Raw genomic sequence first — 15,126 nt, 5'->3', positions numbered from 1 at the left:
AACCTCCTATATATTATTTCTTTGGAATATACTCTCCAGTATTTATAACATTACCAGCATCATCAATATAAATGTGTAAGTGATACCTTAAATTTCCCTTTAACGTCTGAATTTCCAGCTTCCAATGATTTGCATCCCCATGAGAAAAATCACCTATATCTCTCCTCATAACTGCTTTATAATTATCATCTATTTGATATTGTTTCATATAAGGTTCCATTTCACCTGTTATTGGACTTTTCTTGTATTGGATTTTAGCATTCTTTAATCCTTCAATAATATCATCACTAATTGAAGGAATCTTATCGGCAGCTTCAGCCGCCCCCTTAGCATAAACACCAAAGCCCTATATTTATCCGTCGCTCCCTATTCTCTTTTTAAAAATTACTGTCTTGCCGATACTTGAATTTTCTCTTGATTATTTTCGAATTATACCATATTGTCCACATTGTTTGGTAGTTGTGGAACTCTATATTCTGTCTTGTTTTTAAGCATTCCATAAACTATGTTAACAAGCCTTCTCATTATAGAAACCAGTGCTTGTGGCTTTGTTTTGCCTTCTCCTATTTTTCTTTGGAAGTATTCATGAAATACTGGTTTTGTACCATTAGTGCAATACTTTGATACCTTTTTCATTATATTTAGTATCAATATCTAAAACTAACCACCCACTCTTTTTTCCTGTTGGAATACCAATATTGGCACTAGGATATTTACTCCACCATTTTGTAATTATTGCTTTATCAGTAGTTGCTATCTTACTCCATCTACTAAAGATAGGGTGCTTGCCTTTACTGGAGCATTTACTACCATTTCTACAGGTGCAAGAGCCATCTTCTTTAATGCCATGCAGTGGCATTACTGGTATTTTTATATCTGCATATCTTAAAGCCATATCTAAAATATCATTGTTCACTCATATTCCTCCTTTCCTTGGCCACTTTTTGGAAACCAATATACCTTTTACTCATTTTTGAGTAAAATAAAAAACCTAACAAACAATCTCTTTAAAAGATTATCTGCTAGGCTCGGCGGTAGCTCATAAATCGGCTCCTTTTGACTCTATGCTCTCTATTCATTTTTAACCTACCTTGTTAACTGAAAATCTATGGTTTAGTTCTTCTAAGTTACTCCTAATAGGAATTTCCTTTAATCTTATAATATTTCTACATCTAGGACACTTTATAGTGCCAACAACGTATTCTGCATCAAGAAGTCTTTGGTTACAATGTGGACATCTTATAGGTTTCTCTTTATTACTTTTCTCCATCATCTTCACCTTCCCAAAATGCACTTCCTTCATTTAAACTTTCTCTTTCCATCTTTGGCTTATAACCATACTTAGGTTTGAATTCTTCATAAAAAGTTTTTGTCTTCTCCTCTTAATTCTATGCCATGATTAATATCCTCTTGAAGTAATCTAAATCTTTATTTCGTTTCTTCCTCAAAGGTCATTTTATAAATCATTTCATATAGTTCCTTTGTAGTAACAACTCCATCTTCATTGTAGGCAAATTCCAATAATAAATCTTTGTTAGTTCCCCAAACAGTTTTTTTAGCATTATCCTGTGCCCATCTTTTGATAATAGTATTTTGGATTGCTAGATGCATTGGTACTCTTACATTTTCACTATACTTCTCAAGTTTCTTGTAAAATGTAGTGTCAAAGTTCACCATCATAGTTATTGCCCTTACAATCATTTCATTTCTTGATATACCAAGAGCCTTTACAGTTTCATCCATTAAGGATACTTGTGGGCAATCTTTGGTTAGTCTGATGTTTATAATATCTACACACCTAATGTTACTATCCTCAAATGTGTGAGTTCTTTCATATTGTAGATATTTATCTATACAATTTTATCATTTTTTTTATCATATCATGCATTTGATCATACTGCCATACAAAATCAGAGTATACCAAATGTAACTGAATTAATTGTTCAACAATAATATCTTCTTCTTTGTCAGACATATTGCCAAGTTCCTCTAAAACTTTCTTCAACCTTAAATAAATTTCTTTCATTTCTTTAATATTTTCTTTTTCTTCATCTATTTCCTTATCTGTATATATAATATTATCTCTACTTTTATTTAATTGTTCTAGTATTTGTAATGTACTAATCATCTCTTTCATATAAATATTCTCCATTCTTCTATTTTCCTATTTTTCTTCCTTCTTTTAATGCACTTTCAGTTTTGGATACATTTAATGTTCCATCTAAATTAAGAACAGCTTTAGCATTTCCTCTCTTATCAAATACTTCTATATGGTCTTTATGCAAATTATCTAGATATAACTGATCCCCCTTCTTTAAATACGGACTATCAATTTTATTAGTAACTTCATAAATAGATTGACCTTGGAATTGTTGCTTCGTCTTGTTTAATCCATTTTTTATTGTACCTCCAAATTCTGTTTTAAAGAATTCGGACATGTTATTTACAGCCTTACCCGCACCCTTAGCTATATTACCTTCACTTTTAGCAAACTTAAACAAATCTTCTGAAGTAGTTATTTTTCCTCCATTAGGTAATGCATATTGATGTTGTTCATATAATACTGACCTTATGTACTGTCCCATATCTTCAAAACTATATTTTGCTTTGCATCCTATATTTTCAATTTTTCTTGCTAAAAAACCATGAAAGCCTTTAACCCCGTTTACCATGCCTATTGAACCTTCAAGTCCAGCTTCTGGGTTAAATAAACAGAGTTCTTCGGAGTTTTACTCCTTAGAAATCGTTATCCAGGGACGTCCCCACTCTTTACTCCCACTTTGAAAAAGACCAGTATTAGAGTGGGTAGTCATCGGATAAAACTCCACCACATACACCTATTATATCAGCAATTTGATTAGCTACTGGACTTCCAGTATCAAATACTTCTTTTGAACCATTGCCACAAGTTACCACATTTCCTGCTGTTATAGAAATCCTACTCATAAACTTCCCAAAAGGATCTAGGGTTAATTAGCTAGTAAATCCTTTATTAGCTACTTGCATATGTTAACTACTAAAAAATAATAAACCAGCCTACTTAAATTTCAGCTAGTTCATTTCACATTTTCATTGCATTATTAATATTACATAATAAGTTATAGTTGTACTCTTTACCTGAATTCAAATAATATCAATCAATCTTAATATCAAAAAATTAGATATTAAAATACAAGATTTTATTATAGTTTATACTTTATTTTTTAGTACTTCAATGCTCGGTCCCCACTGGGATATTACTTCTATTACATAATTTATCGTGATTATAATATACTGGTTTAAATCTAAATAGTCATATAATTCATTACTGGTCTTCTTTATAAAGTTACCAAATTTCCCATACTGAATTTTATAAATAGTATTAGAAAAAATTGTTCTTTTTATATTTTGAAATTTCATTTTTATCAAAAATTTTTATACATATTTTACTAGTATAAACTATTATTACCATTCACCTTTTTCAAATTTTTCACATTCATCTTGCAAATCCTCATTATACTCAATATATATTGTAATACATTCCACCGTATCATTACATGGATTTGTTTCGATTGCAACACCTTTCATACTATATATCTCTTCAAAATCATCATAAGTAAGTTGTGGTTCAATTCTTAATACTTCATTAATATGCATTCCTATACATATTCCATTCTCCATTTGTCCTATATCATTATTTAATATACTTATCTTGAATAGTTTCCCATTATTAATATTGAAAAATAGATAAAGTTTATTATTGATATTATATCTTATTATAAACTCTCCTATTAATAACATATCTTTTTCAATTGAATACTTTTTTATATCATTATAATACTCTTTTATGCAACTGTTTAACTTATATTTACCAACACCTATCATTGGTATTATTATATTATTAATAATTATCACTCCTCTGTAAAAATAATTGTTGATTTTTCATCTCCATTTGTTTTGTATGTACTTTCTGGACCATCTATAATTTTTATTCTTCCTTCATCAGTTGTGCTGACTTTTACATATGGATTTTCACCATGCCTGCCTCCACCTGATGAAACTTGAACTTGTGAAATATTTTTTCCTTCCCCTGAATTTTTAATTTTTATAATTTGAGCTCCTGATCTTGATCTTTTAGACGCAACAACTTCTACTTCATATCCTGATTCTTCTAACATTTGTGCTATTTCTTTAGCTGATTTCCCCTTGAAAATTTTAGGGTTATCAATAAAATCTTTAACTTTAACATTTGAAAAATCTATTGACTTCTCGTAGCTAGCCTTAACTACACTACCTCTACCTTTAATAATTTTAGCTTTACCTTTCCACTTTATAGGCGAAACGGAAACAGTCCCTGTTAATACCACTGGTTCATTAGTATAAACAAGTTTATAACCATATAATTTATTGCTAATCACTCCACCATCTTTTGTTACTATATCATCATTAGGAAGTTCTACCCCATAAAATGTAGGTGGAGGACATTCTATTAAATCGTAAATATAAGTATATCCATCTTTTTTATAAACAGAGTTCTTAGGAGTTTTACTCCTTAGAACTCGTTATCCAGGGACATAGCCACTCTTTACTCCAACTTTGAAAAAGATGGAAGTATTAGAGTGGGTAGTCATCGGATAAACTATTTGCTTAGGCAAATTAGATATCTCATTTGCAAAATATGTCTTAAGTCCTACATAAATTCCTAGAATATTACATTTAATGTATTTCCCTGCTTCTTCATATGTAAATACAGTTTCTTTTATTTTCTTATATTCATCTTCTCCTAAAACAATTTTTGCATATTCTAGTATTTGCTTTTCTTCTGCTGTTAACTCTCCTGGATTTTTTAACATTAATTGTCTTACTTCATTTTTATCTACTTGTCCATTTTCTGAAATAATAGAAACATCTCTAAATTTAGATATTCCTTCAGTTACTCCAGATATTTTTCCAAATACTGAACATATATTGTCTTCCATAGCTCTTACGCCACTACAATATACGTTAAATGAATTATTAAACTCTGTCAAACTCATTGTTTGATCTCTAAGTGAGTTTTCTGCATTTAAAACATCCCCTGTAATGGGAAATGATGTAAAAGTTAGACTATTTACCAAACTTAGTATTTCTTCAAATTTAGAATTCATCCTTCTATAATAATCGTTTGTACATTCATTAACATTATTATTTATTGGAAATTGTCCTCCATATTGAAGTGTTTCGGGTAGGGTCTGACCCCTTTGCCAGATGTAAGCGAGCTTGCCTTTTATACATAAAAAAAGGCTAACGCCTTTTTTAACGTTAGCCTTTACTGCTTCTTTGCTGTATTTAGTTTTTACTTTTGTTACATCTTACTGCATTATGATAATTATACATTCAATTACTTAAATTCTTTTATTAAATTTATTATATTTATTTTATTATTAATTTTATGCAGTTAAATATTAACTAATTTTGTGTTGAGTTTTATTGATATTCTACAGTACATATATACTCCATACTATATGTACCGTTATTTACAGTTACCTTGTCACCAGAATATTCTAAGTTATAAACTAAAATCACTGTATTAATATTTTTTCCCCCTATATTTCCTACATTCTTTTTTATATTTGGTATAACAACATCTTCATATGAACATCCTGACAGCAAACACTCTAAATCATCACTTACTTCTTCATATCTTACTTTTTCAATGAAGTCTTCTTCAACATCATCCATGTCAATATTAAAGTCATTTAAAAATTCTGATGGTTCCCATTCTCCTTCTTCTGTATATTTCATTTCCATATAGTCATTTAAAAATTTATTTGACTTAGTATTTCCTATCCATAATGAAACTACGCCTTCTTTTTCCATACTTATTTTCTCCTCTCTAATCTACTTTAATCTTAATCCTTCTGGTAATGAATTTATTCCACCTTCTAATCTATAATTAGCCCAGTTATTTAATCTTCTTATAAATGAATTGTAATCATTTGATGACTCAATTATACTTATTAACTCATTATGTGCTTTAGTTGACCCTAATCCTCCATGTTGACCACTAGGATTTTTAAATTTAACATCGGAAATTACAGACCTCAAATCTTTTATTTGTTCAGCACTTACATCCCAATATTTGAATTTTGGTGCTTGTGATACTAAATGCCACTCATGTAATCCTCCTGGTGCTCTTAACTCTCTCTCTATTTTCTTTCTTATGCTTTTATTTTTCCATAGCTCATCTAATTCTTCAGTAGTTAATGAATTAAAAAACTGATTAAATTGCCCACTTTTGGCGCTTGGAATATCTTTTGCAGTTAACTCAACAGCTTTACCCGCTCCCTTACCTTCACCTTTAGCAAACTTAAACAAATCTTCTGAAGTATTTATTTTTCCTCCATTAGGTAATGCATATTGATGTTGTTCATATAATACTGACCTTATGTACTGTCCCATATCTTCAAAACTATATTTTGCTTTGCATCCTATATTTTCAATTTTTCTTGCTAAAAAACCATGAAAGCCTTTAACCCCGTTTACCATGCCTATTGAACCTTCAAGTCCAGCTTCTGGGTTAAATAAAACTCCACCACATACACCTATTATATCAGCAATTTTATCAGCTGCTGGACTTCCAGTATCAGCTACTTCTTTTGAACCATTGCCACAAGTTACCACATTTCCTGCTGTTATAGAAATCCTACTCATAAACTTCCCAAAAGGATTATTGAAATGTTGTGCTAAGAAATTATCTACACCTTCTTCAAAATCCCATACCGGTTCCCAAAAACTCGAATCATTATTTTCCTTCATTGCTAACTTTTTTAATTCAACATACTCATCTTTACCTAATACTTTTTCTACATATGATAATAGCTCTTTTTCCTCATTAGTCAAATTATTAGGATTTTTCAACATTAATTGTCTTACTTCATTTTTATCTACTTGTCCATTTTCTGAAATAATAGAAACATCTCTAAACTTAGATATTCCTTCAGTTACTCCAGATATTTTTCCAAATACTGAACATATATTGTCTTCCATAGCTCTTACGCCACTACAATATACATTAAATGAATTATTAAACTCTGTCAAACTCATTGTTTGATCTCTAAGTGAGTTTTCTGCATTTAAAACATCCCCTGTAATGGGAAATGATGTAAAAGTTAGACTATTTACCAAACTTAGTATTTCTTCAAATTTAGAATTCATCCTTCTATAATAATCGTTTGTACATTCATTGACATTATTATTTATTGGAAATTGTCCCCCATATTGAAGTGAAATAACTCCCATATCGTCACTTGTAAGGGCTGCTCCTCCACTCCTCTTTATACAGTTTTCAAAATCCTCGCTACGCTTTTTTAATTGAACTGCTTTTGGTTTTTCACCATTTTCTAAAGCACTTTTCATATATTTTATATCTTCTTCTAGCTTTGTATAAAACTCCTGCTTTTTCATATGATTTTCTAAAAATTTATCTTTTGCTTCACCTGACCATCCTAAGTCAGTAAGTTCTTTAACTGCTTTATTAATATTTTCTTTTTGTTCTGATAGTATCTTTGTAAAGTTTTCATATTCATTTATTGTATTAGTTAATTCACCAATGTCTAACTGAAAATCCATCCATATTCTCCTATATACTCATTTGCTTTATTGTATTTCAATATTAATACAATTGACAATATATATCTATTTTTTACATTAATATCAATATACTTTCTTTATTTTAATAATTCTATATATTAATGTCAAGTTTGCTTTATCTTTCCTGGAATAATGTAGAATATTTTAAGTTATTGATGTTTCTTTAATTAGGTAGCTTATGAAAGTGCATATACAATTAAAATGATAAATAAGAAAATTGGAATTAGCTAAAGATTATCCCTCCTATCCCTTTTATAAAATGAAACTATTATGTAGTTTAAATAACAATTCTGCTAACACCTATTTCATAGTGAATTTCATTTATACTTCAAAATAAATTTCCTCTTCCTCAACACAATCATATTTATATGGTATATTTTTTATAATTTTGTATAATTTGTAATAATGTTAATTCTATGTTATTATATACAATACAGACAGGCATATTATTTAAATTGCATAAAGTTAATTAGAAGGGTTGTGTAAATTTTGAAAAGAAAAATATTCAGTGTAGTACTTAGTTCATTATTATTACTTATGCCATTTAATGTTTATGCAGAAGATGAAATCTTGGATACTAACAATACAATTGTTACAAGTAAAGAAGGTTCTGTTGAGGATACAGGAGAGTCTTCTGATGGTTACGATGGAACGATAAAAATAGTACCAAGAAGTGATGAATACTATTATTTTTCTGATCCTTCTCCAATCCCTACCGCAGATCGTGGAAAACTATATTCCCATGCAGAAAGACAAAGATATGGAGATTTAAGTGGTAATGTAAGAAGCTTCCGTTATTATATCTATTCCAAATACGATGGCAATTCTACAGTTGAAAAAATATCTTCAGAATGGTATACCACTGCAAAATTAAGAAGCTCAGCAACATTGACATTAAATACAACACTTGGCAGTAGTAGTTCAATATCAGCAGGTGTATCATCTACATGGCAAAATGTTACATCACCTAAAAAAACATGGACAAACACAAATGGAACTAAAGCAACTTATGAACAATCTAATTTTACAGTTTCTCCTGACAGAGATTTATATCAATACGAAGTAAGTATAGTTCATACATCAAAGCTAAAATTAAGAGGCGATGCTAAACCATATAGCTTACAGTCAGGTTGCTAATTTAAGTTTCTTGCTTTCAGGCAAAATAATTTTCATGTATAAAATATGTTAATACAAAAATAAATGCAATTTAAAAATAATATGCCTGTATATTATTTTTATATTAAAGAGGATTTGTTTATGAAAAAAAAATTGTTTTTTCTTTTTATTATTTTTTTCATTGTTATATGTTCAGCATGTAATAATGAAAGTGTTAATAGTAATGCCATTCAATATAACCATCAAGAATTAAATAAAAACGAAATTTTTTTATACAATATTCCTGAGGAAAAATTAGGAATTTACGATAAAAATCGTTGTGAATGGAGGCCTTTATACCCAAAGGACAACTTATTCCAATATGTATTTAATAATGAAAGTAAGTATGTTGTAAGTGGTCATAGTATAGAAAATGGTTTTGTCTTATTAAAAGTTGATGAGAACAGAAAAAGTATACGTAAAATTTTTGATTTAAATAATAATAATGATTGTTTCTTTCCATTAGCTAATGATAATAATAACTTCTATTATGTCATGTACGAAGATGAGAAAAATACTAAAAATATAAAGCGTACTATATTTACGTTTGATAAAAACAATAAAATACATACTATACTAAATACAAATGATCTAATCACATCTGGCATTATTATAAATGGTTTTATGTATTATACTGTATGTAATCCTAATAAAGAAAGCTACTCTGTTTATTCTATAGATTTAAGCAATGAAGGAGAGAAAAAAGCAAAGATTGTGAAAAGTGATTTGGAAACTCGAGAGCTATATAATATTGATAATAAATTATATTTTTCAAGTAAGGATAAAATTTTTAATGACGATCAATCCTTTGATAAAAAGTATGAAAACTTTTTTGTAAAAAACTTATTGATTCAAATGTACTCCGACTCAAATAATGATATGATTTGTAGTGTAATGGATATAAAAACTAAGAAAATAATCGATAAATTCAAATATCCTATTAACTTTGAAGTAAAAGATAATCTATTATATATATATTGTAATAATAATATATATAAGTTGACAATAGGAGAGTGAATCAAGTGTATATAACCTTAAAAAATGTATTCTTAAAATATGGTGAAACTACCATATTTGAGAATTTAAATTACTGCTTCAATGATGGAGTATATTTAATAAAGGGCAAAAGTGGTATTGGCAAGACTACTTTATTAAATTTAATAGCAGGATACATAAAACCCGATAGTGGTGATATTTGTAAGGAAGATGCTCAAATATCCTATATGATGCAAGAAACAATTTTATTTAATAATTTAACAGTTAAAGACAATATTTATATCAAATATATCTTAAATAACCAATTCAATGAAAAAGATTTTAATGAATTTATTATTAAGAATACTAATGACATTGGGCTTTCAAGTAATTTGTTAAATAAACAAGTTTCTTGCTTATCAGGTGGCCAAAAAAGGAAATTGGAATTATTACTACTATCATTAAATAAATCCAATGTGTTACTACTAGATGAACCAGTTGCAAACTTAGATGAAGATAGTATTAATCAAATAATTTTATATATTGAAGATAAGTTATTAAATAATAAAATAATAATAATATCTAGTCATAGTCATATTGATTTTAAATCAAAAACTAAAAATTTGGTTCTGTTGAATGGAGCTATAATAGATGAAAAAGAATAGCAAGAATTATCCATTCATATGATGACATCATAATGGTCTTAAAAGATTTTTCTCACTTTATATGCTACCAATTTCAAAAAAAGAAAATTAAGGCCGAATTTTTTCATAATGTCTTGTCCAAACGAAAGGAATGGATATAAATATGAAATACAATAAAATTAATAATATAATTATAAAAAAATCTATTAAAACTTATTATAGAATGATTTTAATATTTTTTTTGATGTTTATAATTATTTCATCATATTTATTCTTCTATGTTTTTAATCGTTCTAATAATACTAAAAATTTTTATAATAACAAAAATTCCCATATAATTAAAATCGAAGGTAAAATAGATAATAATGCTTTTAAAAAACTCAAAAAGAAAGATTTGGAACAAATAAATGCCATTTTAAAAGAGTGTAAAGAAGATTATAAGGTATCTTCTATATTTAAACTGTCTAGTGGTATTATAAATGCCAAAAATGAAAAAGGGATTATTATATATGCATTAGATGATAACTTTTCATATATAACGAATAATGATTTTTTATTACGTGATGATGTTTTATATTCTGATTTAGCTATGAATGAAATACCATTAATTATTCCTAATATTGAGTTTACTAGTAATGGTGATGTAATTTCTAAAACATATAGCGAAAAAACATATGAAGTAAAAAGCAGTAAAAATTTAATAAAAAATAAAATTATTGAAAGTTTCTTCTTTACTAGTGCTGGTAATCTTCCAATAATGTTTTCAAACCAAAAAACATTTTTAAAAATCCTTAATCTAATGTTCAATAATAAAAGTAGTATAGATCTTAGTAGTAAAGAAATATATGATTTTATTGATGTAGAAAAAACTTTTGTATATATAGAAAACATATATAATATAGATTCAGTAGTTAATAAGCTAAAGAATAGTAACTTTTCTATAACTTATGCTTTCGATTCATTTGAAAATTTTGGTGTTGATTTGTTTAAATCAAATATATTATATAATGTTATTCTAATTATAATTATAACTTTAAGTATTATTTATATTGTTTTAACTTATAAAAATTATTTAAAATCTCAGCAAAAGGACATAGGCGTATTAAAATTTTTTGGATATAGTGAAAATAATATATATTCTATTTATAGTCATACATTATATAAATTATTAATAATAGTATTTGCTTTAGTATCCGTATTTAATATTATTATTTGCTTTAACAATTTATCTGTATTTCCATTAATCACAATAGTTGAAGCATCTATATTATTTATAATAACTTTAATAATCAGAATAACTTTAATAAAAAAGATTGTAAAAAATGACATTTTATTTTTATTGAAATACAGTAAAGAATTTGAATAGATTATATAATTAAAGAAATTTTGTATTGAAGAAATTAAATATTTTACTCCAAAAATGATGAATTAGATACTTTAGAAAATATATGATTAACCAGTACTCTTATGGGTGCTGGTTAATTTTTCGTTATATTTACTTACCTTTGCATACAGAAAAGTTTAACTTTCAAATCTAAATTTTCAACTCTAAACTAAAAAAATGAATCAATATCTTTCAACTTAAGCATTAAATCAAAGATTCTTCATAATAACTTTGTATACCAAAATTGTTAGTTCATAATTTAAAATAAATGGGAAGTAACTAATAAAATTTGTTCTTTGAAAATTGAATAATACGGTATTCACAATATATGTTATAATTAATCTATAATGGTAAAATATTATGCACCAAAATTAATTAGGGGGATTCTATGAAAAAGAACTTAAAACTATCACGAAACCTGTGGTTATTTTCTGGATTTTGTTTTTTATTAGCTTTCATAATAAATTTATCAGGCAATAAACCACCTCTATTATTTGCTTTAAATGGAATTACATCCTGTCTCTGTTTTATTAACGTTTATATTACCAATAAGAAAATTATCAAAGATAATGAGGATTAAATTAATGAACAATTTTCATATTATACGACGTAAATGCTGAAGAAGGAAATACGAATGATGGTCTTTGAAGATGGAATAATGCAGTGTTAAAAATATCTATACTTTCTATATAATTGTGAAAATATATAGGAAACATGGTATAATTTTGATATAAATTAAGTCACAGTCGTAGAAAATTACGACCTGAAGATTAATTATATTAGTGAGGTAAAACATATGGAATATAGGAAATTACAAACTGAAGAAATCCACAGACAGTTATTTAAAAAATTTCAGCGTCATCAGAAAGTGACACAATGTTGGAGAAAAATAAATGGTGAGTGGATTGTTAAAAATGTGCCATTTATAGATCAGTGGAATGAGGAGGACTATAATCAACTCATAGAATGCCTTAAAAACACATTGAAAACAGATGGTATCGTATATGGTGTATTTTTAGAGGATACTTTGAAAGGCTTTGTATCAGTAGAAAATGGATTTATCGGCAAAAATCAAGAATATTTTGACCTTTCATCTATTCACGTGTCAGAAGATATGAGAGGTCACGGTATAGGAAAAAAACTTTTTCAGATGGCTGCTCAGTGGGCGAAAATTCATGGGGCAAAAAAACTATATATTTCTGCACACTCTGCTGTGGAATCACAGGCATTTTACAAGTCAATGGGGTGTACTGAAGCATTGGAATATAATCAAAAACATGTTGAAAAAGAGCCATGTGACTGTCAATTGGAATATGTTCTATAATGTGAAGATTATGGATAAAACATTTAGTATACAACATTCTTATACTACGAAATATTTCTATAGAATATAAAAAGCTTCAGATTAATAAAATATTTAATCTGAAGCTTTTATTTTTACTTATTCTTTTTAATAAAATTTACTATTAGTTATTTTCTGAATAGCTATCTTTTTTCATTGAAATTATTAAAGTAGTCAATAATCCTCCCCAAAGTACTGTTGCACCTATACCAAAAAATATTATTGCACTTAATGTCATCTATATCACCACACCTTTATTCAACTTTTAAATCAATATCATCTTTCCAAGGTTGTTTACTTATTAAAATTGCTCCTGTAATTCCTATAAGAATAACTCCCCATCCATAGACAAATAATGCTTTCAAATTGTATCCACCATAAGGTGTATGCATTTCTGTTACGAAACTTTGCACTAGGATGAAAGTTAAAATAATTGGATTTATACATTTAATAATTACATCCCACCATTTTCCTATTCTATAATAGGATACTGAATTTGTATGCTCACGAATTGTCTTAGGTTTTACAATCCAACCTATTAAAATAGTTTCTAGTAATCCAACTACAACTATCCCATAGTTATTAATAAAGTTATCCATAATGTCTAATAGATATAATCCTGCTCTAGTTGCAAAGGAAAGACTTATAATGAATCCAACCAATAAAAGCCCTGTTACTACTTTTTTACGTTCCCATGCTGTTTTATCTATTATAGCTGAGGAAATCGCTTCAACTAAAGATACTGCTGATGTTAGCCCTGCAAATATCAAGCAAGTAAAAAATAATACAGCTATTATATTTCCCCATGTACCCATTACAGAAAATACTCTAGGAAATGCTATAAATGCAAGTCCTATACCACCAGATACAACTTTGTCAATAGCTACTCCTTGATTTGTTGCCATGAATCCAAGTATTGCAAAAACTCCTATTGCAGATAAAAATTCAAAACCACAGTTGGCGAAAGCAGTCATAAATGCACTATTATTTATATCTGTTTTTTTAGGAAGATAACTAGAATAAGTCATCATAATTCCTGTAGCTATACTTAATGAAAAAAATACTTGTCCGTATGCTGCAATCCAAACTTTAGGATCTTTAACTTTCTGCCAATCAGGTGTAAACAGTGTGTTTAACCCTAAAGAAGCACCTTCTAAAGTTACTCCCTTTATTACTATAATTATCATTATTATAAATAAAACTGGTAACAATACTTTGCTTAATTTTTCAATTCCAGCCTTTATTCCTTTATAACATATAAACCAGTTAATTAGCCAAATTAAAGTTATTCCTATTAGTATTGGAACAACTATACCACCAAAATCAAAAGGTGATGAGGATAATTTTAATACTTCATTATAAAAATAACTATTAGTGTCATTTCCCCATAATTTCTTAAAGCTCAATGTTAAATACTTCATAGCCAAACTTAAAATCATTGAATAATATGATAATATTATAACTGCGCTAATTATAGGCCACCATCCAAGCCATTCCCATTTTTTATTTGCTCTTGCTATTGCTAATGGTGTTGATCCCCTGAATTTATGTCCCATTCCATATTCAAGAATTAATAAAGGTATTCCTGCTGTAAATATAGCGAAAAAGTATGGTATTAAGAAAGCTCCCCCTCCATTTGAATAAGCTACATAAGGAAATCTCCATATATTACCTAGTCCTACAGCAGAGCCAATAGCTGCAAGTAAGAACCCTGCTTTTGTCCCCCATTGTTCTCTGGATTTTTTCATTTCTATTCCTCCTAGATGATCTATTTAAATTGTTCAAATATCAATATATTTATATAAATAAAAAAGCCCCATAGTTTCTATGAGACTTTTTTACCTAGGATATTACAAAAGTCCCATAGCTTATCTATGGGACTTCATTTATTTCAACACAAATATTAGCCACCATAGATGCAAACCGCCTGTTTTGGCGATTGCATCTATAGTAGTATGTAATTATCTACAAATGCAATCGCTATCTTAAGTTAGCTAATAAGAGCAGATTATTCA

Annotated in this window: 19 protein-coding genes and 1 pseudogene; 5 read left to right on the top strand and 15 right to left on the bottom strand. The window is 27.9% G+C overall.

Translation table 11 applies throughout. The features are described 5' to 3' along the window. Positions 1–13: 13 nt before the first annotated feature. From J2Z24_RS09300 to J2Z24_RS09240, 13 genes and pseudogenes are all read right to left on the bottom strand, one after another. Positions 14–208 (bottom strand): hypothetical protein, encoded by a 195-nt coding sequence (locus tag J2Z24_RS09300; RefSeq protein ID WP_035149662.1) that lies wholly within the window; start codon positions 206–208, stop codon positions 14–16. Positions 209–429: 221 nt separating this feature from the next. Beyond that, a pseudogene (locus J2Z24_RS09295) lies at positions 430–597 on the bottom strand (IS110 family transposase); the annotation flags it as partial. A gap of 10 nt (positions 598–607) precedes the next feature. After that, the gene (locus tag J2Z24_RS09290; protein ID WP_111947751.1) at positions 608–916 is read right to left on the bottom strand and encodes a bifunctional DNA primase/polymerase; all 309 of its coding nucleotides are present in this window, start codon (positions 914–916) and stop codon (positions 608–610) included. 165 nt (positions 917–1,081) lie between these two features. Continuing rightward, complete coding sequence (locus tag J2Z24_RS09285; RefSeq protein WP_035149657.1) at positions 1,082–1,303, bottom strand: Com family DNA-binding transcriptional regulator; 222 nt, start codon at positions 1,301–1,303, stop codon at positions 1,082–1,084. 125 nt (positions 1,304–1,428) lie between these two features. Next, positions 1,429–1,743 carry a hypothetical protein gene (locus J2Z24_RS21360; RefSeq protein ID WP_035152478.1) on the bottom strand — a complete coding sequence of 105 codons (315 nt, stop codon included), beginning with the start codon at positions 1,741–1,743 and terminating at the stop codon, positions 1,429–1,431. A gap of 103 nt (positions 1,744–1,846) precedes the next feature. Beyond that, positions 1,847–2,137, bottom strand: coding sequence for a hypothetical protein (locus J2Z24_RS09275; protein WP_035149651.1), 291 nt, complete (start codon positions 2,135–2,137; stop codon positions 1,847–1,849). Between the two features lie 19 nt (positions 2,138–2,156). Continuing rightward, positions 2,157–2,672, bottom strand: a complete 516-nt coding sequence (locus J2Z24_RS09270) for a hypothetical protein (RefSeq protein ID WP_206538612.1) — start codon at positions 2,670–2,672, stop codon at positions 2,157–2,159. 124 nt (positions 2,673–2,796) lie between these two features. Next, positions 2,797–2,946, bottom strand: coding sequence for a hypothetical protein (locus tag J2Z24_RS09265; protein ID WP_156950256.1), 150 nt, complete (start codon positions 2,944–2,946; stop codon positions 2,797–2,799). Positions 2,947–3,444: 498 nt separating this feature from the next. Then, positions 3,445–3,894, bottom strand: coding sequence for a hypothetical protein (locus tag J2Z24_RS09260; RefSeq protein WP_035152476.1), 450 nt, complete (start codon positions 3,892–3,894; stop codon positions 3,445–3,447). Then, a complete protein-coding gene (locus J2Z24_RS09255; protein ID WP_035149647.1) occupies positions 3,891–4,397 on the bottom strand; it encodes a hypothetical protein in 507 nt (168 codons plus the stop codon). Before J2Z24_RS09255 ends, J2Z24_RS09260 begins: the two co-directional genes overlap by 4 nt. Positions 4,398–4,541: 144 nt before the next feature. Next, positions 4,542–5,126, bottom strand: a complete 585-nt coding sequence (locus J2Z24_RS09250) for a hypothetical protein (RefSeq protein ID WP_146750609.1) — start codon at positions 5,124–5,126, stop codon at positions 4,542–4,544. Positions 5,127–5,445: 319 nt separating this feature from the next. Next, positions 5,446–5,838, bottom strand: coding sequence for an immunity 22 family protein (locus tag J2Z24_RS09245; protein WP_035152745.1), 393 nt, complete (start codon positions 5,836–5,838; stop codon positions 5,446–5,448). A 21-nt stretch (positions 5,839–5,859) separates the two neighbouring features. Then, on the bottom strand, positions 5,860–7,590 hold the full coding sequence (locus tag J2Z24_RS09240) for a hypothetical protein (RefSeq protein WP_207657986.1): 1,731 nt from the start codon (positions 7,588–7,590) through the stop codon (positions 5,860–5,862). 510 nt (positions 7,591–8,100) lie between these two features. On the opposite strand from J2Z24_RS09240, the gene J2Z24_RS09235 reads away from it, so the two are divergent. The 5 genes from J2Z24_RS09235 to J2Z24_RS09215 all read left to right on the top strand — a co-directional run bounded on the left by J2Z24_RS09235 (position 8,101) and on the right by J2Z24_RS09215 (position 13,093). Next, entirely contained in the window at positions 8,101–8,748 is a 648-nt protein-coding gene (locus J2Z24_RS09235; RefSeq protein WP_051593323.1) for a hypothetical protein, read from the top strand. 120 nt (positions 8,749–8,868) lie between these two features. Then, the gene (locus J2Z24_RS09230) at positions 8,869–9,783 is read left to right on the top strand and encodes a hypothetical protein (protein ID WP_035149085.1); all 915 of its coding nucleotides are present in this window, start codon (positions 8,869–8,871) and stop codon (positions 9,781–9,783) included. A gap of 5 nt (positions 9,784–9,788) precedes the next feature. Continuing rightward, entirely contained in the window at positions 9,789–10,406 is a 618-nt protein-coding gene (locus J2Z24_RS09225) for an ATP-binding cassette domain-containing protein (protein ID WP_173680102.1), read from the top strand. 142 nt (positions 10,407–10,548) lie between these two features. Continuing rightward, the gene (locus tag J2Z24_RS09220) at positions 10,549–11,751 is read left to right on the top strand and encodes a hypothetical protein (protein WP_035149082.1); all 1,203 of its coding nucleotides are present in this window, start codon (positions 10,549–10,551) and stop codon (positions 11,749–11,751) included. Between the two features lie 814 nt (positions 11,752–12,565). Then, positions 12,566–13,093 (top strand): GNAT family N-acetyltransferase, encoded by a 528-nt coding sequence (locus J2Z24_RS09215; protein WP_035149077.1) that lies wholly within the window; start codon positions 12,566–12,568, stop codon positions 13,091–13,093. 142 nt (positions 13,094–13,235) lie between these two features. On the opposite strand, the gene J2Z24_RS09210 is transcribed toward J2Z24_RS09215, so the two are convergent. Then, entirely contained in the window at positions 13,236–13,349 is a 114-nt protein-coding gene (locus J2Z24_RS09210) for a MetS family NSS transporter small subunit (RefSeq protein WP_111947746.1), read from the bottom strand. A 16-nt stretch (positions 13,350–13,365) separates the two neighbouring features. Beyond that, a complete protein-coding gene (locus J2Z24_RS09205) occupies positions 13,366–14,859 on the bottom strand; it encodes a sodium-dependent transporter (RefSeq protein ID WP_111947745.1) in 1,494 nt (497 codons plus the stop codon). Between the last annotated feature and the right edge of the window lie 267 nt (positions 14,860–15,126).

The sequence above is a fragment of the Clostridium tetanomorphum genome (genome assembly GCF_017873215.1).
Lineage (GTDB): Bacteria > Bacillota > Clostridia > Clostridiales > Clostridiaceae > Clostridium_AO > Clostridium_AO tetanomorphum.
This window is presented reverse-complemented; position numbering and strand designations above follow the sequence as displayed.

What these genes read in the sequence shown, in the direction of transcription:
- J2Z24_RS09300 (WP_035149662.1), bottom strand. Translation starts at nt 208, where the DNA reads ATGAAACAATATCAAATAGATGATAATTATAAAGCAGTTATGAGGAGA.
- J2Z24_RS09285 (WP_035149657.1), bottom strand. Translation starts at nt 1,303, where the DNA reads ATGAAGGAAGTGCATTTTGGGAAGGTGAAGATGATGGAGAAAAGTAAT.
- J2Z24_RS21360 (WP_035152478.1), bottom strand. Translation starts at nt 1,743, where the DNA reads ATGGATGAAACTGTAAAGGCTCTTGGTATATCAAGAAATGAAATGATT.
- J2Z24_RS09275 (WP_035149651.1), bottom strand. Translation starts at nt 2,137, where the DNA reads ATGAAAGAGATGATTAGTACATTACAAATACTAGAACAATTAAATAAA.
- J2Z24_RS09270 (WP_206538612.1), bottom strand. Translation starts at nt 2,672, where the DNA reads ATGGTAAACGGGGTTAAAGGCTTTCATGGTTTTTTAGCAAGAAAAATT.
- J2Z24_RS09265 (WP_156950256.1), bottom strand. Translation starts at nt 2,946, where the DNA reads ATGAGTAGGATTTCTATAACAGCAGGAAATGTGGTAACTTGTGGCAAT.
- J2Z24_RS09250 (WP_146750609.1), bottom strand. Translation starts at nt 5,126, where the DNA reads ATGAATTCTAAATTTGAAGAAATACTAAGTTTGGTAAATAGTCTAACT.
- J2Z24_RS09245 (WP_035152745.1), bottom strand. Translation starts at nt 5,838, where the DNA reads ATGGAAAAAGAAGGCGTAGTTTCATTATGGATAGGAAATACTAAGTCA.
- J2Z24_RS09240 (WP_207657986.1), bottom strand. Translation starts at nt 7,590, where the DNA reads ATGGATTTTCAGTTAGACATTGGTGAATTAACTAATACAATAAATGAA.
- J2Z24_RS09230 (WP_035149085.1), top strand. Translation starts at nt 8,869, where the DNA reads ATGAAAAAAAAATTGTTTTTTCTTTTTATTATTTTTTTCATTGTTATA.
- J2Z24_RS09220 (WP_035149082.1), top strand. Translation starts at nt 10,549, where the DNA reads ATGAAATACAATAAAATTAATAATATAATTATAAAAAAATCTATTAAA.
- J2Z24_RS09215 (WP_035149077.1), top strand. Translation starts at nt 12,566, where the DNA reads ATGGAATATAGGAAATTACAAACTGAAGAAATCCACAGACAGTTATTT.
- J2Z24_RS09210 (WP_111947746.1), bottom strand. Translation starts at nt 13,349, where the DNA reads ATGACATTAAGTGCAATAATATTTTTTGGTATAGGTGCAACAGTACTT.
- J2Z24_RS09205 (WP_111947745.1), bottom strand. Translation starts at nt 14,859, where the DNA reads ATGAAAAAATCCAGAGAACAATGGGGGACAAAAGCAGGGTTCTTACTT.